At 65.4% G+C, this 23772-nt stretch carries 24 protein-coding genes; 7 read left to right on the forward strand and 17 right to left on the reverse strand.

Annotation, left to right across the window (positions count from 1 at the left end; genetic code table 11):
• Window positions 1-7: 7 nt before the first annotated feature.
• Window positions 8-871, reverse strand: a complete 864-nt coding sequence (locus AB8998_RS29370) for a hypothetical protein (protein WP_369741867.1) — start codon at window positions 869-871, stop codon at window positions 8-10.
• Window positions 872-1090: 219 nt separating this feature from the next.
• Here AB8998_RS29370 and AB8998_RS29375 point away from each other — a divergent pair, with 219 nt between their 5' ends.
• Window positions 1091-1777: a hypothetical protein gene (locus tag AB8998_RS29375; protein WP_369741868.1), complete on the forward strand. Its 687-nt coding sequence runs from the start codon at window positions 1091-1093 to the stop codon at window positions 1775-1777.
• Between the two features lie 162 nt (window positions 1778-1939).
• On the opposite strand, the gene AB8998_RS29380 is transcribed toward AB8998_RS29375, so the two are convergent.
• Genes AB8998_RS29380 through AB8998_RS29390 form a run of 3 tightly spaced genes read right to left on the reverse strand, consistent with a single transcriptional unit; the run spans window position 1940 to window position 4079 of the window.
• Complete coding sequence (locus tag AB8998_RS29380; protein ID WP_369741869.1) at window positions 1940-2776, reverse strand: phosphoadenosine phosphosulfate reductase domain-containing protein; 837 nt, start codon at window positions 2774-2776, stop codon at window positions 1940-1942.
• The gene (locus AB8998_RS29385; RefSeq protein WP_369741870.1) at window positions 2773-3189 is read right to left on the reverse strand and encodes a hypothetical protein; all 417 of its coding nucleotides are present in this window, start codon (window positions 3187-3189) and stop codon (window positions 2773-2775) included. The genes AB8998_RS29380 and AB8998_RS29385 overlap by 4 nt, the downstream gene beginning before the upstream one ends.
• Before the next feature lie 2 nt (window positions 3190-3191).
• On the reverse strand, window positions 3192-4079 hold the full coding sequence (locus AB8998_RS29390; RefSeq protein ID WP_369742069.1) for a beta/alpha barrel domain-containing protein: 888 nt from the start codon (window positions 4077-4079) through the stop codon (window positions 3192-3194).
• 263 nt (window positions 4080-4342) lie between these two features.
• On the opposite strand from AB8998_RS29390, the gene AB8998_RS29395 reads away from it, so the two are divergent.
• The 6 genes from AB8998_RS29395 (at window position 4343) to AB8998_RS29420 (ending at window position 11016) form a co-directional block, all read left to right on the forward strand.
• Window positions 4343-5020, forward strand: coding sequence for a hypothetical protein (locus AB8998_RS29395; RefSeq protein WP_369741871.1), 678 nt, complete (start codon window positions 4343-4345; stop codon window positions 5018-5020).
• A gap of 177 nt (window positions 5021-5197) precedes the next feature.
• On the forward strand, window positions 5198-5539 hold the full coding sequence (locus AB8998_RS29400) for a hypothetical protein (protein WP_369741872.1): 342 nt from the start codon (window positions 5198-5200) through the stop codon (window positions 5537-5539).
• A 179-nt stretch (window positions 5540-5718) separates the two neighbouring features.
• The gene (locus tag AB8998_RS29405) at window positions 5719-7338 is read left to right on the forward strand and encodes a zinc ribbon domain-containing protein (protein ID WP_369741873.1); all 1620 of its coding nucleotides are present in this window, start codon (window positions 5719-5721) and stop codon (window positions 7336-7338) included.
• Window positions 7335-8267 (forward strand): RAMP superfamily CRISPR-associated protein, encoded by a 933-nt coding sequence (locus AB8998_RS29410; protein WP_369741874.1) that lies wholly within the window; start codon window positions 7335-7337, stop codon window positions 8265-8267. Before AB8998_RS29405 ends, AB8998_RS29410 begins: the two co-directional genes overlap by 4 nt.
• A 315-nt stretch (window positions 8268-8582) precedes the next feature.
• The gene (locus AB8998_RS29415) at window positions 8583-10247 is read left to right on the forward strand and encodes a transposase (protein ID WP_369741875.1); all 1665 of its coding nucleotides are present in this window, start codon (window positions 8583-8585) and stop codon (window positions 10245-10247) included.
• 64 nt (window positions 10248-10311) lie between these two features.
• Window positions 10312-11016: a hypothetical protein gene (locus tag AB8998_RS29420; RefSeq protein ID WP_369741876.1), complete on the forward strand. Its 705-nt coding sequence runs from the start codon at window positions 10312-10314 to the stop codon at window positions 11014-11016.
• A 35-nt stretch (window positions 11017-11051) separates the two neighbouring features.
• Here AB8998_RS29420 and AB8998_RS29425 read toward each other — a convergent pair whose 3' ends face one another.
• The 13 genes from AB8998_RS29425 to AB8998_RS29485 form a co-directional block, all read right to left on the reverse strand.
• Entirely contained in the window at window positions 11052-11999 is a 948-nt protein-coding gene (locus AB8998_RS29425) for a hypothetical protein (RefSeq protein WP_369741877.1), read from the reverse strand.
• A gap of 28 nt (window positions 12000-12027) precedes the next feature.
• Window positions 12028-12552 (reverse strand): hypothetical protein, encoded by a 525-nt coding sequence (locus AB8998_RS29430; RefSeq protein ID WP_369741878.1) that lies wholly within the window; start codon window positions 12550-12552, stop codon window positions 12028-12030.
• Window positions 12553-12624: 72 nt separating this feature from the next.
• Window positions 12625-12987, reverse strand: a complete 363-nt coding sequence (locus AB8998_RS29435) for a DUF4031 domain-containing protein (RefSeq protein ID WP_369741879.1) — start codon at window positions 12985-12987, stop codon at window positions 12625-12627.
• Complete coding sequence (locus AB8998_RS29440; RefSeq protein WP_369741880.1) at window positions 12984-13721, reverse strand: hypothetical protein; 738 nt, start codon at window positions 13719-13721, stop codon at window positions 12984-12986. Before AB8998_RS29440 ends, AB8998_RS29435 begins: the two co-directional genes overlap by 4 nt.
• Window position 13722: 1 nt before the next feature.
• On the reverse strand, window positions 13723-14145 hold the full coding sequence (locus tag AB8998_RS29445; RefSeq protein WP_369741881.1) for a pyrophosphohydrolase domain-containing protein: 423 nt from the start codon (window positions 14143-14145) through the stop codon (window positions 13723-13725).
• Window positions 14146-14515: 370 nt separating this feature from the next.
• Window positions 14516-15430, reverse strand: a complete 915-nt coding sequence (locus tag AB8998_RS29450) for a hypothetical protein (RefSeq protein ID WP_369741882.1) — start codon at window positions 15428-15430, stop codon at window positions 14516-14518.
• Window positions 15431-15436: 6 nt separating this feature from the next.
• Window positions 15437-17293: a hypothetical protein gene (locus tag AB8998_RS29455; RefSeq protein WP_369741883.1), complete on the reverse strand. Its 1857-nt coding sequence runs from the start codon at window positions 17291-17293 to the stop codon at window positions 15437-15439.
• A 443-nt stretch (window positions 17294-17736) separates the two neighbouring features.
• Window positions 17737-18402, reverse strand: a complete 666-nt coding sequence (locus AB8998_RS29460) for a hypothetical protein (RefSeq protein ID WP_369741884.1) — start codon at window positions 18400-18402, stop codon at window positions 17737-17739.
• Entirely contained in the window at window positions 18399-19118 is a 720-nt protein-coding gene (locus AB8998_RS29465; protein WP_369741885.1) for a hypothetical protein, read from the reverse strand. Before AB8998_RS29465 ends, AB8998_RS29460 begins: the two co-directional genes overlap by 4 nt.
• The gene (locus AB8998_RS29470) at window positions 19111-19656 is read right to left on the reverse strand and encodes a hypothetical protein (RefSeq protein WP_369741886.1); all 546 of its coding nucleotides are present in this window, start codon (window positions 19654-19656) and stop codon (window positions 19111-19113) included. The genes AB8998_RS29465 and AB8998_RS29470 overlap by 8 nt, the downstream gene beginning before the upstream one ends.
• 106 nt (window positions 19657-19762) lie before the next feature.
• On the reverse strand, window positions 19763-20560 hold the full coding sequence (istB, locus tag AB8998_RS29475; RefSeq protein WP_369741887.1) for an IS21-like element helper ATPase IstB: 798 nt from the start codon (window positions 20558-20560) through the stop codon (window positions 19763-19765).
• 1 nt (window position 20561) lies between these two features.
• Window positions 20562-22172: an IS21 family transposase gene (istA, locus tag AB8998_RS29480; RefSeq protein WP_369741888.1), complete on the reverse strand. Its 1611-nt coding sequence runs from the start codon at window positions 22170-22172 to the stop codon at window positions 20562-20564.
• A gap of 124 nt (window positions 22173-22296) precedes the next feature.
• Window positions 22297-23646: a hypothetical protein gene (locus AB8998_RS29485; RefSeq protein ID WP_369741889.1), complete on the reverse strand. Its 1350-nt coding sequence runs from the start codon at window positions 23644-23646 to the stop codon at window positions 22297-22299.
• Window positions 23647-23772 lie beyond the last annotated feature (126 nt).

Genomic DNA, 23772 nt, shown 5'->3' on the forward strand with positions numbered 1-23772 from the left:
TTCGTCGTCAGTCTTCGACGGCGATGCGAACGTCATGGCCGGCGGACGCCAGAGAGCTCGCACGCCGCGCAGCAGCGACTCGGTGAATGCGTATCGGGTACGGGATCCGATCCCGCAATGTCCGTGCCTCCGGGTAGACCTGCTCGAAGTCAGATTGGTCGTCGAGCATGTAGACCACGCTCACACCGTCGATGTTCTCGACCGGCAGCTCTGCGGCGGTGATGACGATGAAGTCGTCGAGAGCCTGCATCTCGGCGATCAGGCCCGCTGGCACCGAAGATCCTGCGGGGTCACCGGCGCGACCGGGTGCCCATTTGATGCCTGCCTCCCACCTGTAGTACCGCTTCTGCGGGATCCCGAGTAGTTCACCGGCCATTGTCTTGAGCAAGCCGACGGCTTGCCGGCGCACAGCCAGGTCGACCCGGCGATCGCTCTGTTGGCCACCGAAGACTTCGATGTCGATGCCCCGCCGGCTCAGCTCGCCAGCGGCGCGCCCGATCGCGACATGTTGCAAGGTGAACGGGTAGTGCGTTCCCCACGGAGTCCTTGCCTGTGGGTACATCTGGTTGAAGGTGTCTTGGTCGGCTACGGCAATAAACTGGACGGCTTTCTCACCTGTTCCCTCGGCTGCGGCGACGGCGAGATCTGTCTCCTGCGCGACGAATCGCTCCATCGCAGTGATGCTCTCGACCATCTGGGGTTCGGGCGGCTTCTCACCCTCTTCGACCCCGTCGTAGTCCTCGTAGGAAACCTTCATCGCACGAGCGGACTCTTCGGTTTGCAGGCCAAGCGCGAGTCGCCGAGCTAGCAGATCCGACCAAAGGTACTCACGCCCATCGTCGTCACCACTAAAGACAGGCATGTCCGTCATCACACTTTTCCTCCTCGGCGCCTGCCCGTGTGGCCTGCCCATACATCAGCCAGGGTACGGTCCAGATCCACGGTCCGCTACAGGGATCACCTGCTTGCACGTTCCGCTGCACCAGGACGCCCGAATTGTCGAATCGTCGAGTCGCAATCGTGGCGCTCCGCGGTAACCGCGATGGTCGAGCAACTTCAGCGGCCTCCAGGGGTTGGTAGATTTCTTGCGGTGAGCACCTCCAGTAACGACTGGGGCCGCGAGGACACGCCTCAGAGGCTGTCATCAGCGCAGTACCGCAGCACGCGTATCAGAGAACTCGGCGCGATCCTGTGGAAGGCTAGGACCGGCCAACTCGCACCGGACTGGCGAAGCCAGCTCCAGGCCCCCCACTACGGGGACACGGTTCACGAAATGTATAAGGATGCCGATGACCTCGCTGTCCACGATGTTCGTGAAACCGCCAGTGCCGCATGGGAACCTACAGCACAAAGCGACTGGCGCACATCGCTTGAAGCTTGGTACGTGGCAAGCTTGGCCAATCTCAACGATCGACTTGATCTGGAGTCAGAGACCCGGCAGTCCAGCCGACGCACCCGGTTCAACCTCCTCATTCACCTCTACACCACGCCGCCGCGCATGCAGAATCTCATCGACCAACATCATGCACAGCAGGCCATGATCGACCATGCGCTCGCGCTCAACCTCGCAACCGAGATTCGCGACACCGATCACCTTCACGCGTGGTACCGCGCTGGACTCGCTGCAGGCGGCGACCCAGTCGACTGGCGCACGTGGTATCAGGACCGCATCGCGCAATGGGAGAACCGGGAGCTGGCCACACGAACTCTCGCACTGCTCGACGATCCCGCGTTCTGCGCAGAATTTGAAGCTCTACCCCGCTACTGGCTCAACTGACCACTTCAGTCACCCACCGCCACCACCATCACCCGATAAAGGACCGGCGGCCACCACCCAGTGGGCCTCTGCTGAACACGCGGCACCCGGCCCACCCCGGAACCGTCCACGCCCCGCAGCGTGAACGTCGCGGGCCAAGAGCAACAACAGCACCCAAGCTTCTTAGACCCACTCAGTGAGTCGGGGAAGCGCGGTGGCGAGACGGTCGAATAATGTCGGCCACCCTTTTGCCAGCCAGGACACGTGCCCGTTGGAAAGCAGCGCGGCGTCGATGATTGAGTCGACGCGGATCTGGTGGGCGGGCATGCCGAGCTCGGCGAGTTTGGCGTATATCGGGTTCGCTGGGATGTCGCGGCCGGCGAGGTATGCGAAGACGTGTCCGCGTTGCCAATCCCAGATTGGTCCGAATGTGACTGTGCCGTCGTTGCGGCGCACCACGCCCCCGAACTGCGCGCGGACCTTTTCGCGTGAGTAGTCCTGGTGCGCCGTTGTTTCCCTCGCCAGTCTGCTTCGGTACAGCATGCGCCGGCCGGGAGATTCCGAGGAGCGAACACCCCACATCGAGCCGCGGCCGAAGCGCGAGTGGGCAGCCTTGGCGGGTGTAGTGATCATGATGTCGGCAAGGCTGCCGCGCAGTACCCGGTCTGGCGCGTTGTGGTTGAATCCACCGCCGGCGATGAGCAAGGTCAGCAGATCTGGTTCGGCTGCGATCACGGTCAGGTTGAGTCGCCACTGCTGGGCCAGCTCTTCGATGTACCGGACAGTCTCCGGGAATTGCAGGCCGCTGTCGAAATGCACGACGGGAATGTTCGGGTCGACTTGCCGGGCCAGATCGACGACGACAGTGCTGTCCTTGCCGCCTGACCACGAGACGAAACCGTCATGGGAGTCCAAGTGCCCGGCGATCCGATGCAGTAGATGGTCATAGGCATTCGGCCCTCGCCGTCGGACAGCGATCCGACGCAGAACCTGAATATCAAGTCCGGGAGGCGTGTTCATCGTCGGTCGACAAGTTCGATGCGCATGCGCGGGAATACCTTTTCGAGGTACTCGCGGACGTAGTCCAGGGCCTCGGGCGTTTCCAGGATCGACTCTGTGGTGGTGGTGTTATCCCACCACCACCACACTCCTTGACGCCGGAATCCGAAGGGTGGCGGCACCTGGCCGCCGAGGTTTTCGCGGGCGAAGATGCGAGCGGCCCCGACCACAAAGTACCAGTCCAGGCCCCCGAAGGTGATCGTGCGCGTGCCGTTGTCTGCGAGTCGAGATAGGCGCTGCGGCAACGTTACTCGGGCAAGACAGGTCGAGACGGTTATCGGTGCGCGTTTAACCGACCTGTAGTGGCCGTTGCGCCCGGGTTGATCGTCGCTGGGCTCCAGCCTGCTGGGATGGACGATCCATGTGTCCGCCACGGTTACCACTCCTTCAACTGCACGACGATACGGTCGCCGAACCCGCCGTCGCCGGTGTCGTAGACGGCGTAATCCGCGGAGGTCACCGCGAACTGCATTCCACGCGGCAACAGATGTGTTGTGTCCTCGACGCTGTCGGAACGACCGAGGTACATACCGCGGCTCGTGACGATCTCAAAAACCACGTGTCGCGAACTGTCGTGGCCCGACATCTCGTGCAGGTTGTGCCGGCTCAGCGTGAACTGGTCGAAGGCCACGAGGGAACCTGGCCGCAGGTTAGCCGGCAGATCCTCCAGCTTGGTCACGTCACGGTGCGTGTCTGGCAGACGCACCGAGACATACACGCGGTGAGTCCGGTCGTTGAGCCGCTCATAGGACTGGATGGCGCGATCGAGGCGCTGCACCGTGGCCCGATCGACGTCGGCGAGCTGCTGCACGTCGCCGGCGCTGTTGTGCAGGGCGCGGTTGATCCGCCGCCACTCCTCGGGGTTCTCGTCGGCGATCATCGCTCGCATAGCCCGGTGCTGTGATGCGGGTGCAGACGCCATGACCTTGTTCTTGACAGCGGACCGAAGTTTGCGTTGACGACCACTCAGTGCGGTGCGGAAGTCGCCGGGCGGGGGCAGCTCACCGCGCAGTCGCGGCGACTCAACGGCGCTGACATCACGCGGCGTCGAGCGGTAACGATCCCGCGCGGCCCGGGTCGCTGAGGTGTCGGTGTCCCGGATCTCGTCGGTGATGCGGTTGCTCAATCGTTGGAAGTCCCGCTCTCCCATTACCTCGGCGGCGATCTCGCGGGCGACCTTCACATCGCGTTCGCCGATCGTGCCGGCTTCGGGATCGACGACGAGTGCCCGTTCGCGATTGGGTCTATTGGTTTTCGCGCCCACCAGCTCCACCTAGGCAGATCATCTGCGGCACATTCTCCCGGTTCCGCCCGTGGCTGCACCATGGGAAGGCGCGCCGTGACCAGGCGTAATACGGGGCATAAGCTCAGGCTAGAGAAGATCCGGGCGACGTTAAACAGGAGGTGGCCCCGAAGACGGCCACTGCTGGCCGCTCCGAGGCCACCCTGGGACACCCTCTCCCAACCCCTGCGGTTGTTTCGTACCCTGAGCGTAAGCCATACCGGGGATAGCGTTGGGCGGTCAGTATGTATACCGATCCTGCCGCTGCCGCGTGGATCGTCGCGGGCAAACCCTCCGTCGACGCGCCCCCGCCCGTGCCCGGCCGCTGCGCCCGCTGCGGCACCGAGGGCCCGACAGTGACGGTCTCCCGGATCCTCAGCGACAAGTTCACCGGCTTCGAGGACTGGCCATACGGGTGGCGCAGATTGTGCGTGCCCTGCGCATGGGCCTATGACCGGCGGCCGACCGCCCAGGTTCCCATGCTCATCACCCGCGACACCGTGACCGAGTATGCCGATGGACGCGGACTCGTGGGGGTGCTCACCGCGGGGCCGCTCGCCACCACCTGCGCCGCAGTCCTGCCGGTACGCGCACTGCTGAAACGTCGCTACCTGTTGCCGACCGCCCAGTGGGGACATTTGGCGATCGACAAGCTTGTGCTGCGTTGGGAGTCCACTGACGCCGCGAGGCTTGCGGACCTCGTGTGGCTGCGCGGCGCCGTCGGCGCGACATGGCCGCAGCTATCCCGCGATGCGCCGCCGGCCAAACTCATCACCGGGCAACCTCCGGAGCACTGGCCCCGGATCATCAACGCTTGGGAACAGTTCGCCTCGTGGCGGTCCACCCCGATGGTGTGGGCGGCCGCACGCGAGATCACCGACCCGCCGGGAGACAAACCCGAACCGGTGCGACGCCGGCTCTAGCTCCAGCTTCTCGGCTCCATCGCTTAAACCGCTACGTCGATACGTGCACGTCACACCGATGATCGCCCGTTACAGTTGCGATCATGCTGCTGCCCGACGACCTGCCCCTCACGCATATGGCAGGCGGCAGTCCCCGAGCTCGGCACGCTCGACGACGCCGACGACCTCGCTGAGCGGTTGCTGCTGCATTTGCACTACGCCATCAACTGGGACAAGAGTTGGGTGGCCAACCACCGCGCGACATACTGGACCGACATACTTCCCTCCCGGGTATTGCGTGCCGCCTACCAGAGCAACACTCTCGACGACTGGTGGTCTGCTGCCGCTCATGAGCTCGAAGCGGACCCGCCGCGCAACCAGGAGCGCCGTATCGAGTTGGCCGTATTGCTGCGCCAACCCTCCCTTCAAGTCATCACGGCATTCCACGATCGACTTCACTCTCTGTTGCTACGAGTGCAGATCATCGCTGAGGCGGTCTCCGAGCAGCGGAAAAGCTCGTCGAGGCGGAGCGCTGAATGACCGGGCTCTTGGGCGCAGGCCTCCCCAGTATTTTTGGTTACGAAGACGAGGTGGGCGTGCAGCGGCGACACGCTGTGCCGGTTGCGGCGGTAGGTCGTGGTGTCAGTGGTCACCTCTACCGTTGTGCCGTGGCTACGGCTAAGACGTCCCGCATAGCACCGACACCGACCGCAGCGCCGGTGCGCAAGCCGCGTACGCGCAAACGCGCCAAGGACGCCTCCACGCACGTGCGGTCGTGGCCGCTGCGCCCGGATGCCAGCCAGGGCCGTGAGATCGGGATCCGGTTTTTCACCGGGGTGCGGGTGTATAACGCGGTGCTGGGTGAGTTCATCGACCGTAGCCGCGCGGTGAAGGCCGATCCAGCCTGGCACGAGGCGCGGGAGTTGCCGCACCGCAGCCCAGCAGAGCGTCAGACGCGCCGGGCAGCCTTCCGCGCCGTCGAGCAGGCCCATGGTTTCACGCTCGATGCTGCGCAGTCGTTTGCGTCGTCGCTGCGGAAATCGTGGGTGCGTGAACATTTGCCGGCGCAGGAGACCCAGAACCTGGGGGCGCGGGCGTTTGATGCTGTACGCCAGTGGCACGTCGGCACGAAGGGCAAGCCGCGGTTCAAGTCCAGCAGGCGGGGACTGCATTCGTTGGCTGCCAAGGACGGTCACGGTGCGTTGCGGCCGAACATCGATGAGGCGGGCGCGCTGGTTGGGTTGCAGTGGGGCGCGGGGTTCGTGATCCCGATCGCGCCGCCGGCGGCATCGGGTCGGCGTAGTCGTGAGCAGCGGGCCGAGCTCGGCGAGATCGAGGCGCTGATCGCGGCGAGCAAGGTGCGCTCGACGCGGATCGTGCGCACGGTGATCAACGGGCGCGATACCTATCGCATGCAGCTGGTGTGCGATGGGCGCCCGACCCGCCGGCATAGGGTCGGCGACGGTCTAGTGTCGTTCGATCTCGGCCCGAGCCAAATCGCGGTCGCCGTGCAACACAGTGATGGCTCCTGGTCGGGCTGGGTTGAGCCGTTGGCTGATGCGATCCGGTTAGACACCACGAGGCTGCGCCGCGAGCAGCGTCATCTCGATCGACAACACCGCGCCGGGCCACCGGCCTGCTTCACACCCGATGGCACCCACACGTGGGTGGGGTGCGGGTGGCAGCGTTCGCACGCCGCGCAGCAGACCGCAACCCGGGTGGGCGAGTTGCATCGCCGCCTGGCCGCCCACCGCGCCACGTTGCACGGGGCACTGACCAACCGTCTGCTAGGCCACGGCACCCAGATCGCCTGCGAACATTTGGATTACGTGTCGTGGCAGAAGAACTTTCCGCGCAGTGTGCGCGACCGGGCACCCGGGTTGCTCGTGGAGATGGTGCGTCGCAAGGCTGAAAGCGCCGGCGGCCGGCCACTCTACGAGTACAACCCACACACCACTGCCCTGTCGCAAACATGTCTGTGCGGGACGAAAAAGAAGAAGCCGCTCTCGCAACGGACCCATCGCTGCGCGTGCGGTGTCACCGAAGATCGCGACCTGTTTTCGGCCTACTTGGGACTGCACGTCCGCGCCCAGGCCGATGGGGTCGATCGGCTGGACTTGCCGTCAGCTCGCGAGGGCTGGGGGCGTCGTCACGACGTCGACGAGTCGCCGAAGTCCAGTCGTAGTGCATCAGCACGCAAGCGGCGAGGCCGCAGGCATCCGCCTTCGCGGAGGTCAGTGGCGCGCATCAAAGCCAGGCGTAAAGCCAAAACTGTGATGCGACAGAGCCGCTCGGCGCAAACCTCCACTACCGACCAGCCCACGGCGATAGCCGCATGAACGCGCCTATCGAGACAGCCGGCCAGGCACGAGGAATCCCCGCAGCTCCACTACGGGGAGGCGTCAAGCTGTCAACCGTCCGTTTCGACATCGACATCGTCGCCAAATCGTCGATCGTGCACGGACAGGGCCGCTCCTCTGGCCGGGCCGACACGGTGAGCGTGTTTCGTCGCGAAAAAATCATCACACCCGACGGTGACATGATTCGGGTACCGGTGGTGTCGGGCAACAGTTTCCGCGGCGTACTGCGCCGGATCGGTGAGGGTCTCACCGCCGATGTACTCAGATACGAACAGTCTCTGCCGATCCCTGCAGCTCATCTCTTGACCAACGGTGGTCGGCTCGGAAAGACCGACAAACCGATGACCGATGACCGGGAACGCACACTGAAGGCGTTGATTCCGCAGATTGCGATCTTTGGTGGAGACGCCTCGGGCAGGGTCATGTCGGGTCTGCTGACCGTGAGCAAAGTGCTGCCTGAGGTCGCCGAGCTCGCACACATCTTGCCGCGACCACCGAGCGGGCCGCTTCCCTCGGCCATTCGTGGCATGACCGCCGAGTCCTACACCCACCTGGCCGATCACCGGCCCAGCACCAGTGAGCCACCGGTGATGAACACCGAGGCCAAGGAAGATAGTCCGCTGGGCATCTTCGGGTTCGAGGCCCTATCGGCCGGCACGCGGATGCAGTCGTGGGTGCAGATCTCGCACGCCACTGACTATCAGCTCGCGTTCTTCAACAGCGTGCTGGCCGCCTTCGCCGAGCGCGGTCACCTGGGCGGTCGCTCCGCCGCCGGCCACGGCGCCATCAGCGCGACTGTTCATGCCACGGCACTTCGGGGCGAACTGCCAAACCCGGACCTCGACTGGGCCGCCCAGTTGCGCAGGAAGCGCCGGGCCGCCATCCAAGCCCTTACTGACCTGACTTGACCAAATTTCTTGGGCGCAAGCCTCACCACTTATGGCGGGGTGAGCTCATCTCGTGCGCCGCCGGCCACGCATGCGGGCACGCACACACGCCAGGCGAATTCGCGCCGCACCGCGTAGGCAGTGCGGCATGTGAGGTGAGGCGTAGTCCAGGTCGACGCAGACGCCGCGCTTGGTGTGCTCGGTGAAGGTGAGCATGGTGTCGGTGAACAGGTGTTACGCCTCCTTTTGGTGACGAAGACGAGGTGCAGCGAGGACACGCTGTGCCGGTTGCGGCGATATGGCCTGTTTGTCAGTGGTCACCTCTACGGTTGTGCTATGGGCGAGTCCTATCCCATGGCGCCGGCACCGGCCGCAGTGCCGGTGCCTAAGCCGCGTACGCGCAAGCGCGCGAAGGACGCGCCCACGCATGTGCGGTCCTGGCCGCTGCGCCCGACGGGTGCGCAGGTCTGTGAGATCGGTACCCGGTTCTTCACTGGGGTGCGGGTGTACAACGCGGTGTTGGGCGAGTTCATCGGCCGTAGCCGAGCGGTGAAGTCCGATCCGGCGTGGCGGGCCGCCCGCGAGTTGCCGCACCGCACCAGCAGGGAGCGTTCCGTGCGTTCGGCTGCGTTCCGCACTGCCGAGGTCGCGCATGGGTTCACGCTCGATGCCGCGCAGTCGTTTGCGTCGTCGCTACGCAAGTCGTGGGTGCGCGAACATCTGCCGGCCCAGGAGACCCAGAATCTGGGGGCACGGGCGTTTGATGCGGTGCGCCAGTGGCATCTCGGTAAGAGGGGTAAGCCGCGGTTCAAATCAACCAAACGCGGGCTGCATTCGTTGGCTGCCAAGGACGGTCAGGGTGCGCTGCGACCCAAGACCGATGGAGCCGGCGCGCTGGTTGGGTTGCAGTGGGGCGCGGGGTTCGTGATTCGGATTGCCGCACCCAGCGAGTCCGGTCGCCGCGGCAAGGAGCAGCAGGCCGAGCTCGCCGAGACTGAGGCGCTGATCGCCGCGGGGAAGGTGTTGTCGACGCGGATTGTCCGCACCGTGATCAACGGCCGCGATACCTATCGGATGCAACTGGTCTGTGATGGGCGTCCGACTCGGCGGCACCCGGTCGGCGACGGGCAGGTGTCGTTCGACCTGGGACCATCCCAAATCGCGGTGGCCGTGCGGAACAGTGATGGGGCCTGGTCGGGATGGGTGGAGCCACTGGCCGATGCCCTCCGGTTGGACACCAAGAGGTTGCGCCGTGCGCAGCGGCATCTGGATCGCCAGCACCGCGCCGGATCACCGGCCTGCTTCAAAGTCGACGGCAGCCACACGACGGGCCGCTGCAGGTGGCGGCGTTCGGCCGCCGCGCAGCGAACCATGATCCGGGTGGCGGAGTTGCATCGACGGTTGGCCGAGCATCGAAAGACGTTGCATGGTGCGCTGGGTAACCGGCTGCTGGGCCACGGCACCGAGATCGCGTGTGAGCGATTGGATTATGTGTCGTGGCAGAAGAACTTCCCGCGCAGTGTGCGCGACCGGGCACCAGGGTTGCTGGTGGAGATGATGGGCCGCAAGGCTGAAAGCGCCGGCGGACCACCACTTTACGAGTACAACCCACGAACAACCGCCTTGTCGCAAACCTGTCTGTGCGGGAACCGTGAGAAAAAGGCGCTCTCGCAACGGGTTCACCGCTGCGGGTGCGGCATTCGAGAAGACCGCGACCTGTTTTCGGCCTACCTGGGACTGCACGTCCGAACCGGGGTCGATGGGGTCGATCGGCTGGACTTGCCCTCGGCCCGCAAGGTGTGGGGGCATCGTCACGACGTCGACGAGTCGCCGAAGTCCAGCCGTAGTGCATCAGCACGTAAGCGGCGAGGCCGCAGACATCCGCCCTCGCGGAGGTCGGTGGCGCGCATCAAAGCCCGGCGGAAAGCCAAAACCGTGATGCGACAGAGCCGCTCGGCGCGAACCTCCGCTACCGACCAGCCCACGGCGATAGCCGCATGAACGCGTCTATCGAGACAGCCGGCCGGCACGAGGAATCCCCGTACTGCGGGGAGGACGTCAACTGATGCTCCCGCTTCTGGTGACTGCCGCGACGCCGCACGGGGTGGCTACGTCGCGGCCGTGGGGTGTACCGCTGGACGCGTTGCTGTCGTCGGTGCTGTGGCATCGGCGCAAGTGGGAGGCTCGCGCCGCCGGTCATCATCTGGCCTATCACCCGGATCTTGAGCCTGACGCGATCGAGCTTCCCCTCGCCCGATGCTACGACCCCGACCACGACGCCTGGCACTGGATGGCTACGTTCGCTGATCTGCGGCCGGGTGGCGGCGAGCCTGATATTCGTTGGCGCACATCACGCACAGACCGCCGGCGGCTTCAGCAGCTCGCACCCGTCACCGGCAACGTCGTGTCGGACACATCGGGCCGCTATCTGCAGCGCACCGTTCCCGTGATCGCCCATCCCGTGGCCACATTGACGTGGCGTGCCGTCGGCGATCCTGACGGTATCCGCGAACTGCTCGCCGAATTGCCGTCGATAGGGAAGCATCGCGGCACCGGCGAAGGTGTGGTGGCTCGATGGACGGTCACCGAAGCTCCGGACGTCGCGGCCTGGTCGGCCGGCCACGAGCATGAGCCCGGTGTCTTGGGCAGGACCGTCCCGCTCCGCTGTCTGAAACCCGGCATGGTTACCGGCGAGGTTGGCATTGGTGCTATCCGTCCGCCCTACTTGCATCCGTTCAGCCGAACCGATGCGGCCCACCCGGCGCGGTAGCCCCACGATCGCGAGCGTTCTGCTGCTGCTGCGTGTCAGTAGCCCCAGTCTGGTCCTGGCGGAAGACTTCCCTGGTAGATCACGTTGCCGTTGCCCCATCTGCGATCGACGCCGATCGATCCGTCAGGGTTTTGCCACCAGAAGTTGACGTCGCGCTGGCCGCCTTCGCTCCACTTCTGGAAGTCCTGCGGCGACGGTGGACCTGAGAGCCACACTTTGACCTCGCCGACGTTGCCCGCCGGGTCGATGCTGGTCTCCATGATTTCGCCCGGCCCCGCCGAGATTTCCACTTTGGCATCCGGGGTCACTTTGTCGCCCTCGACCTGTACGAACCGTCCGTTCTCGACATACCAGGTGTGCAGCGCCGGCGTCGGGCCGCAGATCGTCACCGGGTCATTATCCTTCGACCCCAGGTAGCAGGCGTACGGCCGTACATCGTCGGGGTCCGGGGCGCCCTTGTCGCTGTCCGTCGGTGTCGGCGGAGGCTTGGGGTCGACATGCGCCACCGGTGCGGCAACATCTCCCGGCAGCTGCCGCTTTGCCACACGCACCGCCTCAGCGGATTGCGCATACTCGGCCGCCGCGTTCGACACAATCTGCCTCGACTCCGCGACACGGTGCTGCCCGGCCTGGGCCAGACCGATCATCCCTTCCGGTGTACCTCGCTGCGAGCCCAGGGCCGCGCGGTCCTGCGCCCAGCCCGCCTCCACGGAGTTCAGTTGTTGCAGTGCCCGTGGCCCAACGGACTCGACACGCGCAACGGCGTTGTGTACCTGGGCTTTTGCGTCGTCTACCACGTTGCGTGTGCGACCTAAATCGATCGATTGCTCGGCGGCGCGGTGTTGTGCGACCCCGGACCACCCTGTTGGCGGATCGGGTTGCGGCAAGGGCTGGTCAGGAGCCGGCGGTTGCGGGGGATTCCCAGTGCCGACCAGCGCCCGCGCCTCGCGCAGTTGCGCATCGACAAGTTCGGCGAACTCCATCGCACCTCCCAGTAGTCGCTGTGCCTGCTCAACGGAACTCGGAATAGTTCCAATGCCAGGATGCGCGCATCTGCGCCTTCAGAGATGCGTCTGGACCGACGACGAGATCCTCTGCGCTGTCGGGGTTTCGACGCCACGTTAAGTAGGCAGCAGCTCCGGCACACGCTAAGCCTGCCGCGACCCCGACGAGCGGCGATACGAGGATGGCGGCCGCCGCGACACCCATCACCACCAGCGTGAGCCGTTCTTGGTTTCGTAACCGATGTGCGGGGTCACGAAGATCAGACGCGTAGGCCATGAGGCGCCATTGCTGTGCAAAAGCCCTTAGGTCGAACGTTGCATCGGGTTCGCGGTAAACGAAGGCCTCCCACGAGCTTTCACACCACCGCCGGTAGTCTTCGGCCGCGGCGATCGCGGGATCTCCCGGCATTGACCGCCGTCGCTGATGCGCGATGAAACTCTTAGCCAGCCGAGCGTCGCGCCTGAGACCCAAGGCGATCTCGTCGGCGCCGACTTCCGCCGTGTGTCGATTGGAGGCAGGCCCTTGCTGCATAGTCCGAGCGTGACATCGACCGGGACGGTCTTCCAGACCACTGCACCTGCCGGTGGTCACCGTTAGTGGCCGTTAGTGGCCGACACCGTCTTGCGTGCTGTACAAGATGTCGAGTGTTTCCTGACGTCTCAGCTCGTAACGCGCGGTAATGATCCCGGCCGCTTCTCGCCACGTCACTTCAACTGCACCAAGCGCGATCGCTTGCTTGCGCTTGGCGTCGGTGACGTCGTAGTGCCAGTTCTCGGCGGCCCGGCTTCCGGGTTTCGCCAGGGGCTTGCCCGCTCTGGTTGGGTCTTGAAACCACCGCCGTTGCAGTCCCAGCCGGGCGGCGAACCTATGGAGTTCGCCTGGGGTGTCGGCGAACAGGTGCGACCATCGGGTGTCGTAGCGGCCGATGCGCGCGGGGATCCGCGCGTCGTCGACGTAGACGGTCACTGGTCGCTCTGCCGGTCGTCGACGCCACCGCTGCGGTGATGCCCGAGATGGGTGTCCCGTTTGTAGTGCGCTGCCAGTGTGGTGAGCACGGAGCACGGCGCTTCGACGAGGCACTCGGAGAGCAGGGTTCCTTCCCACTCTCCAGCCCACTGTCCAGCAGCCGGTGTGCAGGCCGGGCAGAAGATGCTTTGGGCGGGACAGGTGGTGGTGTCGTCGTGGGCGTTGTGGATCCCGACGTCCAGACATTCCTCACAGACGCTGACGGCCGGCAAGTGGCGGCTTGCAAGGGCGAGTAGTTGCGTCTGGTGTGTCGGCGCGAGCGGGTGTTGGGACCGCATCAGCGCTGGGTCGCCGACGATCGCGGTCAGCAGGTTCGGCCCGAGGTGTGGGTCGACTCCCGCCGCCCCGATGGCGGCGGCGTCGACGTCATCGGGGCGAGCGGCGCCGAGCTCGTCGGCGACGGTGCCACGGTGCAGCGCGAGGATCCAAAGGCAGTCGTGGCATGGGCGACCGTAGCGGTCGGCCGCTTCGCGGTCGTATGGACCCCACACAGGGGTGAGACCTACGGTTCTCTCGCACAGCGCAACTGCGTGTACCACCCGGGGATCTGCTGAGAGATCGAGTGCGTGAGTTGCCGAGTCCCGGGCCACGACGTGGTGGCGGCCGTCGGTGTCGCTGATACCGAACAGCAGCTCGCCGGCGGGGAGGGGTACGGGTGCGGTGTCGGTGGTCATGTCAGTGAATTCCGATCTCGTCTCGTGTTCGTTGTGATACGTCGGCCCACCGCGCGGCGATGATCGTCGACGGTGTGACGCCCAGTTGGTCGGCGGCGGCGAGTGCAGCCAGGAATACGTCACCGAGTTCGGCCAGGAGGTGCGCGGTGTCTGCTCGGCCTTCGGCGCGTTTGAGAAGAGCGCCAACCACTTCGCCGCCCTCTTCGCCCACCTTGGCTACGCGCTGCCAGTCAGATCTCTGCACGCCGAGGTGATCTAGGTGGACACCGACTGCTACGGCCAGCGAGTCCAATGCGTTGAATGGCTGATCTAAGGCGAGATGAGCGTGTGGTCTCACTGCCGGATCGACCAGGGATCCGTTGCCCGTCGCATTGTCGAAGCGGTGCTGGTGTTGGGCTGGGTTTCGATCTCTTGCGGAGGTCATCGTTGTAGTCCAGTTTCGGCAGCGACAGGGTTGGCCTTGCCGGGCGCGGGTTCATGGTGGTGAGGTGATCGCTGCGTCGCTGGGAACCCGCCGCTGGCCGGGGACGAGCGGCCCGACATTGCTGAGGCATCGGCCAGGTACTCGCCGGCAACGCGCCGTTGCTCAGGTGTTACGTCGTGTGAAAGCAGCACCGTGGCAGCGAGATCCATCGCGGCGAGGGAGTATTGGCGGCGGCGGTGCGGGTCGGCGACACAGTCACGCGCTGTCTGAAGATCGCGGCGGGCGTCTTCAAGGGCGTCGGTTGTGGACATCTTGTCTCCGTTCACGTGTCGGTCGTGTGTTCGGCGCTGGCGGACCACCACCACCCGTGCTACGAGGCACGAAGCGCACCGAGTGGCGCCGGCTCCTGCGCCGGGGACAGGCCGGTGCCAGGGGCCGCGGCAATGCCGTCGAGCGCTGCTTTCAGATCGCTGATCGCTTTCTCCGCCGCCGAGACGGGGTTGGCGTAGCCGAGGGTGATCCGCTGAGCTATGCGGTGCAGATCGCCCTGGGCGCGTACGAGAGCGGCGATCTCACGCAACGCTGCAAGGCCGACGGTTCCTTCGCGTGGCGGTTTGTTCTCCGAGGTCCAGTCGATGCGTGCGCCCAACGCATGTTCGATCGCCTCGATGTGCTCCTGGAGCTCAGTGACATCGGGCAGCTGCGCTATCCGGTATGCGACGGTCTTGTCCGCCTCCTCGTTCGCCTTCAGCCGCGCCTTCACCAGCCCGGCCTCATAGCCGGCCTCCAGTTCCTCAGCGCGCAGAGTGTCGTACCGCGAGAACACCGACCGCACGACATCCCAGGAAGGCGCGTGATCCTTCTTTGCGGCCGCAGCGTGGTGAATGGTCATGCGGCTGGTCGATCGGCCCGGCGACATGAGGCCCCACCCGGGCGGCAGTTCCCCGTCGCGCACGATGGCAGGGTTGGGGACGACCAGCCAGAATTGGTGGCATTGGTCCGCCCAGGCGTCGGCCTTGCCAGTCTTGCGACTGCTGATCTCGGCGAGCCAGTCCGACCGGGACACCTTGACCTCATGGCCGATCAGGTGGCGGCCGCTGGCGCTGGTGAACCCGACGTAGATGGCGTCACACCGGCTCCCGGCGCCATACCCGCCGTTGAGGCCGACTTCTGAGACGAATACGCCGCCGGGCAGCCGCCTCGCCGGGTCAATGTAGTGGCGGCGCAGTCGATCCAGGAGTTCCGGCGCCGCAAGAGGCACGGGGCCTTCGGAACGGGTGGTCACCACAGGTCACTTTCCGTGCGGGTGCGGCGCCGCGTCACCGGGGTCCGCCCGGTGAGCCGGTGAAGTCGCTGCGGTGTCTCGGTGGGTTCTGGCAACTGGGCTGGTGCGCGCTGACGCTGCCCCCTCCGCGGTGTCGGGCCGAGCATGTCTCGGCGTGCCCACAGCGCGCTGCGCGTGCGTGGTTTCCGGTCCGCGCCCGTCGCGGGGGCTGGCGGAGTCCTTGCGGGTGTCGGCGTCGTTGCGGCGAGGGTTAGTGGTCTTGTCCACCGCGTCAGTGTCGCCGCGGCTGGTGTCTGTGTTGCCGGAGGTCGTTCGCGTCACGGCGGGTGCGGTGGCCGCTGGTGTTGTCTTCGTGTCGGTGGTCTCCGCTGGTGTCGCCGTGACGGTCGGGTCGGTGGACTCGTGGGCCACCGTGGATTCGTTCGTCGCGCTCGGCTGCGGGTCGTCGCCGATCGTCGATCCGGTGGGCTCGGTGAGCGCAGTGGCTGCCGCCTTCTTCGACGTGGGAGACTTTCTGGCTGCGGGAGCCTCCGCGGCAGTGTCCTCCGCGTCTTCCACCTGGTCCGTGGCGTCCTTGGTGGCGCGCTCGGTCCCAGCGAGCGTCACGCTGTTGCGTTTCGGGGTGACCGCCGGGGTGGAGGTCGCCGCCGTCGCGGCTGCGTGTGGAGTCAGTTCTCCGGTGATGGTCGAGCCGAGGTCGAGTGCGCCAGCGACGGTCCTGAGCCCGATCTTCACCGCGGTCGCGGCGACGTTGATCGCCGCGTTGACACCTGCGGCGAGAACCTTGGGCATGCTGTAGACGAGCGCAGGCATGCCCACCGCGCGCAGGATGCCGCTGGTGGCGGTCGCGGCGTCGCTGATGAAGGTCGTGATCATGGCGGCGCCGGTGCCGGTGAGGTTGGCGCCGACCGTGAACGGCAGGGATGCGAAGCTGCCGGCAGTGCGGGCCACGGTTCCTACCGTGGTGATCCCGGCGCCGACCAGAGTGGTGAGTGCGGCGGTGTAGCTGGACGGTGACAGTGGCGCCGCCCCAATGGTGCTGATGGCATCTTGCACTGCGCCGTCGGTGGTGCCGTTCCCAAGCCAGGTGCTGACCACCGAGGATGCTCCGTCGCTCAGCCGCGAGACCACGACGTCCGCTGCGTCGGTCACCGTGGTGGTCAGTCCGTTGACTCCCGCCACCGCGACGTTGATCGGCGCGGACACGATGCCCTGCACGGCGGTGAGGACACCACCGATCAGGGCATTACCCGGGAATACGTCTTTGGCGGCGTCGATGAGGTTATGCACACCATTGAGTGCGTTGGTGATCTGGGCAGTCACCGCAGTGACGAACGTGCCGCCCAGAGCGATCCCGTTGGTTGCCAGGTCGGCTGCCGCGGCGATGCTCTGGTTGAGGACACGGCCGGCGATCGACAGCGGACTGTTGAGCAAAGCGATGTACTTCGCAGCGTTGAGCGGGTCGTTGACAACGCCAGCGACTGCAGTCAGAGCGGTGGAAAGGGAGCCGGTCAAGGTTGACGTGAGCAGATCGGAGAGCTGCTCGGAAGTCAGCACGATAGTGCCGTCGGCGTCCTTTATCGCGGCCGCCAGCCGCGTCAGCCCGCCGCCAGATACGGTGTGCAGCGCCTTGAGGACGTCGTCGAGCACCGGGTTAGCAGTGGCGGTCGTCAGACCCTGCCACAGGGAATCGTTGAGCGAGACAGCAGTGGCTAGTGCGCTCTGCAGGGTCTGGCCGGGGGCTCCAGCCAGTGCGGTCACAGTCGCCGATGCGCCGTCGAGGCTGGTTTTGAGGTTCGACACCAGTGCGTCGATATCGCGTTGAGAGACCACCGAGGTCAGTTGGACTGTCGGGATGGACACGGTGGGGAGGGAAAGGTGTTGTGGGAGAGCGTGGCTCGCTTGTAGCGGTGTCAGCGCGATGACGCTTGCCGCCGTCAACACGACCGCGGATTTCAGTGGGGAGGCAGCGGCGAGTGCAGTGCCACCGCCGCGGTGATAGCCGCTGGGTCGGGCGGCGACGAGCTGCGGGTTAATGATCTGATGCACAGATACGGCGTTGCTGTTGCGGTGGGAATGCCTAGGCTTGGCGCCGTGTCGACGGGATCCGGAGCAATTGGCTTGGGCGGTTGTCGTGGCCATCGGAATGGTCCTCTCAAGAGACGTGACTGCAGTGGGTCGAGATACGGATTCGTGTTGTGTTGGTGTGCAGTGGAGCCCGGCGCGACTTCCACCGTCAGATTGGTGTGACATCGGTGGCTCAAGGTGAACCTGGCGCAGTGAGCAGTGGCGCCCTTTGCCGACGGTCATACGCGCTGCCGACGATGCGATCGGGTCGTTTCGGCCGCGTAGTTCTCCAGAGCCGTCAGGTCTCCCGCGGCATCGTGTCCGTTGTGACCGGTTGTTCGGCGTTGCACTGCCTGCTGATGCAGATCCTGAATGCTGACAATGTGGCGGTGACCGCGGACGTACCAGTCACACGGGCAGAAGCGGTCACCGCCGTGTCGCTGGCAACCCGCGGTGTAGCGGCTCACGGCGGCTAGCAGCGACGGGTGGGCAGGTGTGGCCAGCGCCAGGCTTCCGGTGATGGCTGGGTGCCCGTTCCACGTCGCGGCGACATCCTCCCCCATGCCATCCAGGAGGTCCGCAAAGGCAGCTAGTTCACCAGGGGCCAAGGGGTTGCGCGGTGGCTGGTGCGGTTGACCGTAGTCGACGTGTGTCACGTCGACTACGACGATCGCGTGGCCGTTCCAACCGGATGGGATGAACCGCAGCGTGCGGTTGTCGACGGAGCCGATTTGTTGTCCGTGGTGTTGTTGCAGCGCCATATCAGGCTGAGTTGTGTCGAACAGCCACCTCAATCCGATCAAAAGCATTGGCAGATGGGGCATCACATCGACGTGCAGGCTGGTTTCGGACTCGGCGACCTCAGCGTGGGGTCCATCAGTGGGGAGCGTGGTCTCAGCTGTCATGGGGATTCGCTTCCTGGGCATGAGGTCGTCGCTGTGATTCGGAAGTGGGCGGCGACGGACGTGAGAACCGAGCACGGAGAGTGCACGAAGCACTCTGGCGCGCCTACGCTGTCTTCGAATTCCCCCGCCCATGCTCCGGCCAGGAACGTGCAGGCCATGCATGCCACCGTCGCGTCTGGGCACACGGAGATGTCGGGCCCGTGCACTTGCGGGCTGCTATCCCAGCACTCGCCGCAGACGATCACGACGGGTCGGTGCCGACACAGGTGCGCGAGCAGCTCGGAGACAACACCGGGTTCGGGGCGCTCGTAGTTCAACTCGTCCCTGTGGTTGGCCAGGACGGCACGCAGCAGTGCTGTCAACAGGTCTGGATTGTGCCCACTGTTCGCGATGAGGTTGCGCTGCAGTTCATCTGGCGAATAGCGGACGATTTCACATTCTGTCGTGCCCTGGTGCAGGGCCACGATCCAGCTGCATTGTTCGCACCGCCGTTCTGCGAGCATGCCGTTCTGGTCGCCGTATGCGCCCCACTTTCGGGCCAGTGTGACGCGTTCTCCGCACACACCGAAGATCACGGGATGGCGGCCTTCGGGCGTGCCGGATTCTGCCTTGGCGGCGATCGACATGTCCACCGCGTGTCGGCGATGCCGCCCTGGGCCGATGCCGAACCGGTCGGCAGCCGTCACCAGTGTTGCTATAGCTGCGGCGCTATTCATGATCCTCTCCCCCAACGTCATTCGACAGCACTTCCCGTCTCGTGTGAGAGCGGGCGGATGCGGGGCGCACGCCCGTGGCGGCGACGTCGGGACCGTCTTTGACTGCAGCGACTGCAGCGGTGTCGTCACTGGGTTGCAGGCTGGGCCATGCTCCGATGAGTTGTGCTGTCGCGCACGGCCACCGGGAACATTGGCGGCATGAAGGCCCAGACAGCGCGGCGAGCGCGCCCGCCTCCAGGATGGGCTGGTGTAATGCGCCGATCGCTGTCGTCCGGATCTCTGCGGCCGTCTTGCCCTCTGGGATGACGATTTGCTGACCGACCGGGCCGGTGTTGTCCTGGATGGGCCAGGGGCCCAGCAGGAGGGCTGTGGAGCAGGGCCAGCGTTCGGCGCACTGTCCGCACGAAGGGCCGCTCAGATCGCTAATCGACGTGATGGGTTGATGCAGGGTGGCGATCGCGGCCAGGCAGCGTTCGGCTGCGGAGCGCAAGGTCTGTGGGATGACGATGCGCGCCGACTCAGATGGCGGATGGGTCATGCTTGCGGAATTCCTCAGGCCCGCATCCGGTCGGCAGTCGACATGTGTCGCTTGCCAGGGTGATGGGACCACCTGATTGCCAAGGGGATGGGACCACCGTGGCGCGTTACTGAGGATGCTCGTCGGTGGGGTCTGGGTCAAGCTGGGGTCGGGTTCGTTGGCGGTAGGACGGTCCTTCGATGACCAGGGTGTGGGCGGCGGAGGTCAGCCGGTCGATGGCTGATTGGGCCAGCAGGGTGTCGGCGGTCATGGTCAGCCATTCGGCGGGCTCGCGGTTCGAGGTCACGATGGTGGTCTTGGTGCGGTGGCGCTCGACGACGATTTCGTAGAAGTCGCTGGTTTCGGTGGCGTCGAGTGGGCGTAGCGCGAAGTCGTCGATGATCAGGACATCCACGGCGGCCAGGCGTCGGATCTCGGCGTCGACGGTGTGGTCGAGTCGCGCGGCGCGCAGCCGGGTGAACAGCTTGTCGGCGCGGCCGAATACGACGGTGTGACGGCGGCGAATGGCCATGTGCCCCACTGCTGTTGCTAGATGGGTCTTGCCAACACCAACGGGCCCGAGCACGATCGCGGACTGGCCGGCGTCGAGGAATCGTAGTGAGGTCAGGTCCCCCAGCAGGGTGCGGTCATAGCGCAGGTCCTCGTGGGCGGTCCAGGTGTCAAACCGCATGGTTGGGTCGAGTCCGGCTTTGGTCGCCCGCAATGCGGCGGAGCGGGATTCGCGTCGTGAGACCTCGTCGGCCAGCAGTGTTTCGAGGAAGCCGATGTGGCTGAGTTTGTGCTGTCGGGCCAGGGCGGCACGTTCGGGCAGGGTGTCAGCCAGGGCACCGAGTTTGAGGGTTTTGAGCAGTCGGAGCAGATCAGCGCCGACCGGGTCGGTGGGGCCACGGTGGGTGGTGGTCATGTCAGCGGTTCTCCTCGGGGACGACGGTCAATGGTGTTGGTTTGGAGCTGAATTCGGCTGGGTCGCGAGCGAATCGGGTCGCGGTGTGGCCGACCGCCTTCGGCAGTGCCGGGGTGCTGGTTTCGGTGGCGCGTTCCAGCATGGAGGCGATCTTGTTGACCGAGACGACATCGAGATCCAGCGAGAGTGCGCAGGCCTGTTCGACCCGGTCAGCGCCGTAGCGGCGCACCAGGCCCAGCAGTCGGTAGACGGTGCGCATCCGGGTCCACGGCAGCCGGTCATCGAGAATGCGTTCGGCGTAGATCCCGACGTTGGGGCCATGCGACACGCAGGTGGCGATCAACGCCGCCACGTCACGCAGGGCGTAGCCGGTCTTGTGTTCGGGCAGATCAGCGGGGTCGGTGCTGCGCCCACCAGGGGGCTGGCGCGGATGGACTTTCACCAGCACCCCGCGGTGATAGAACTTGACCAACTCGGTATCGGCCCGCGCGTCCAGATACTGGCCGATCCAGCACTCGGGCAGCGAGTACAGCGCCTTGGCGACCTCGGCGTGGAAATCGCGGTGCACCTTGACCGTCTTGAACACCGGCACGTCATAGACCCCCGGCACCGGCAACAGCCGGGACTGTTCCTCGGCGACGAACAGCTCGGCCGGACGTGCACACGTGGTGCCGTGGATGCGGGTGCCCGCGGTGTTACGACACCACGCCGTCGCGGCGTCCTGCGCCTGCTGCAGGCTGGTGAATGTTTCACCGTCCCAGAAGTTTCGGCGCACGTACTGCACGGCGCGTTCCACGCGCGGCTTGTCTTTCGGCGATGCCACCCTCGCGGGGTCGGTCAGGAACCCGGCATGCCCGGCGTAGTCCAACCAGCCCTGACTGAACTGCGGGTTGACCGCATCCGCGTCGGTGATCACCGGCTTGAGGTTGTCGGGGATCAGCACCGCGAACACGCCTTCGAAGAACTCCCAGGCCGCCTCACATCCGGTGATGACCGCGGTCAGGGTCTGCGAGTAGGACAGCCACACGAACATGTGCCGGGAGTACACCGCGGTGAAGATCAGCGCATGCACCCTGCGGCGACGCCCATCGTCGGCGTCGGTGAGCATCCCCAGATAGCCGAAATCGACCTGGCACTCCACCCCGGGATCACCATCAGCAACCCGCACCGTCAGGTCTCTGCGGCCGAAACCGCAACGCTCACTGGCGAATCGGTGCAACGTCCGATACGGCACCACACAGCCCTGCCGGGCCAACAGGGTGTGGATCTTGGTCACCGTCAACGGCCGCTGCCCCGCCGTGCCGGCCACCCACTTCGTGATCTGCTCCTCGAACCCCAACAGCTGCTCCCACGCCGCACCGTGCCCATCGGGGCGCACGGGACGCACTGCTTCGGCGACCATCCCGATCAACGCGTCATCAACCGCGCCTAGGTCGTCGTCGCGACGCAGACCAGCCGCCTGGGCGGCCTCGACGTAACGGCGCACCGTCTTGCGGTCCAGACCGCAATGCCCGGCGATCGTGCGGTATCCCGGCGCCGGCAGCCCCGCCACCCCCAGCCACACCCGCAGCACTTCCCTGATCTCGTTCACACTGACCTCCCGAAAAGCCATGCTCGGCGACCTCCGTGACTTGAGCTCTCACGGCGATCGAACGAACAAATGAAAAGACCACCGACACGACGCGCCGGTGGTCCCATAACTGGCAATCCAGGTGGTCCCATCACCCTGGCAAAAATCAGGTCACACTGGTCCCATCCTCATGGCAGGCGACAGACATGAGCGCTTCAGCCGCTTTGGTGATGTTGGTGACGGTGTCGCGGTGTACACCGGTGCGGGTCGCGATGGTGGTAACCGGTACTCGCTGGTCCCATAGGCGTAGGACATCTGCGGTCTGTTCAACAGATTTCACCGTCACCTTTTCTCGTACGAGAGTTTCGGCGACATCGACCCATCCATCGTTGTTGTTCGACGTTTCCTCGTTACTGTTCGAGAGGTGGGTCGGGCGCAGTTTCGCCGCATCGAGTGGGTGAACGGTGTTGAGGGCATGGCTGTTTGATGCGTCTCGTACCGACGTGTCGGTGCCGTCGCCGATACGTGGCCGCGCGGATTCGCCCCCATCGTGCTCAGTCGCCCCGCTGTTTAGATGAGATTCCCCGACGTGACCGTGTTTGTCGGGCGTGGGCCGGCTGGGTTGTGTCCATGGCGACGGTTGGGTGTGGGTGGCCAGTTCGCCGGCGTGGTTGAGAACAGCTAACCGTGCCAGCATCCGCTCGCGCATCACCGGGTCGTCGGCAACGCCGGCAGCCAGCAGCGCGCGCTCCAGGCGGGCTGCGCGCGACCATGGCCAACGCCGTGGCCGTGACAGTGCTGCGGCTTGGTATGCCCTGCGATCGCGGGAGCGCTGCGCGGCATCGCGGTCATCGTCGCCCAGGCCCAAACGCGACAAGCAGCGTTCCCGTAGTTCACGGCCGATACGGGCGGCGGTGCTGGTGCGGTGGTGGCGGGCACGAAGTTCCAGGCCAAGCCCGAGGTGGAGCATGACGGTGCCAAGTACCGGACCGAGCAGGATTCGTCCGACGGCTTCGTCGGTGGTTGACATGGCCCACGCCATGTATGCCATGGCTGCGCACATAGCCCACACGGGTGCCCGGAATGCTCCGGGGTGGCCGGTGCGCTGGACGTTCACGGCCATGCCTGCGCCGCACACCACGAGTGCCAGCTCGGCGACTGCGAACATCACCCACCGTTCACCGTTGGCGGTAGGGATGTGGAGTACGTGTTCGAAGAATCGCCAGGATGTGTTCAGCGACACCAACAGGGATACGACTGCGACGAGGTAACACGCCAGCGCGACCCACGGTGCTCGTTGTTCACGTTCACTGGCAGCGGTGTCGTCGTTCTCCTTGCCTCCCGAGGAGGGGGTTTCACTGTTCACGGCATGCTTACCTGGGTGGCCAATGATCCCGGAGGTGCGCCGGTATGGTCCGGCACTCTCCTTCGGGGCGGTTGCGCTGCTCATCGTGTTGACCGCCCTCGGGAGAGCGGCGTCGTCTACTTGGGTCATCACCATGACTTCAACCGTCATGGGCGCTGGAGCTGTTTTCAAGACCACCCGCAACTGGTGGTGTCCCGCGGCCGGTGGGCACGCTTGCATTCGACAAATGCATTGTTCAGTAGGCGCTTCGGTTCACCCGAAACCGCCGCGGCTCAC

It is taken from the genome of Mycobacterium sp. HUMS_12744610, from assembly GCF_041206865.1.
GTDB lineage: Bacteria > Actinomycetota > Actinomycetes > Mycobacteriales > Mycobacteriaceae > Mycobacterium > Mycobacterium servetii.

Bases quoted from the DNA above. Each gene is read 5' to 3' on its own strand.
- AB8998_RS29370 (WP_369741867.1), bottom strand. From the start codon at position 871: ATGACGGACATGCCTGTCTTTAGTGGTGACGACGATGGGCGTGAGTAC.
- AB8998_RS29380 (WP_369741869.1), bottom strand. From the start codon at position 2,776: ATGAACACGCCTCCCGGACTTGATATTCAGGTTCTGCGTCGGATCGCT.
- AB8998_RS29395 (WP_369741871.1), top strand. From the start codon at position 4,343: ATGTATACCGATCCTGCCGCTGCCGCGTGGATCGTCGCGGGCAAACCC.
- AB8998_RS29410 (WP_369741874.1), top strand. From the start codon at position 7,335: ATGAACGCGCCTATCGAGACAGCCGGCCAGGCACGAGGAATCCCCGCA.
- AB8998_RS29415 (WP_369741875.1), top strand. From the start codon at position 8,583: ATGGGCGAGTCCTATCCCATGGCGCCGGCACCGGCCGCAGTGCCGGTG.
- AB8998_RS29420 (WP_369741876.1), top strand. From the start codon at position 10,312: ATGCTCCCGCTTCTGGTGACTGCCGCGACGCCGCACGGGGTGGCTACG.
- AB8998_RS29425 (WP_369741877.1), bottom strand. From the start codon at position 11,999: ATGGAGTTCGCCGAACTTGTCGATGCGCAACTGCGCGAGGCGCGGGCG.
- AB8998_RS29430 (WP_369741878.1), bottom strand. From the start codon at position 12,552: ATGCAGCAAGGGCCTGCCTCCAATCGACACACGGCGGAAGTCGGCGCC.
- AB8998_RS29440 (WP_369741880.1), bottom strand. From the start codon at position 13,721: ATGACCACCGACACCGCACCCGTACCCCTCCCCGCCGGCGAGCTGCTG.
- AB8998_RS29445 (WP_369741881.1), bottom strand. From the start codon at position 14,145: ATGACCTCCGCAAGAGATCGAAACCCAGCCCAACACCAGCACCGCTTC.
- AB8998_RS29460 (WP_369741884.1), bottom strand. From the start codon at position 18,402: ATGACAGCTGAGACCACGCTCCCCACTGATGGACCCCACGCTGAGGTC.
- AB8998_RS29465 (WP_369741885.1), bottom strand. From the start codon at position 19,118: ATGAATAGCGCCGCAGCTATAGCAACACTGGTGACGGCTGCCGACCGG.
- AB8998_RS29470 (WP_369741886.1), bottom strand. From the start codon at position 19,656: ATGACCCATCCGCCATCTGAGTCGGCGCGCATCGTCATCCCACAGACC.
- istB (WP_369741887.1), bottom strand. From the start codon at position 20,560: ATGACCACCACCCACCGTGGCCCCACCGACCCGGTCGGCGCTGATCTG.
- istA (WP_369741888.1), bottom strand. From the start codon at position 22,172: ATGGCTTTTCGGGAGGTCAGTGTGAACGAGATCAGGGAAGTGCTGCGG.
- AB8998_RS29485 (WP_369741889.1), bottom strand. From the start codon at position 23,646: ATGACGGTTGAAGTCATGGTGATGACCCAAGTAGACGACGCCGCTCTC.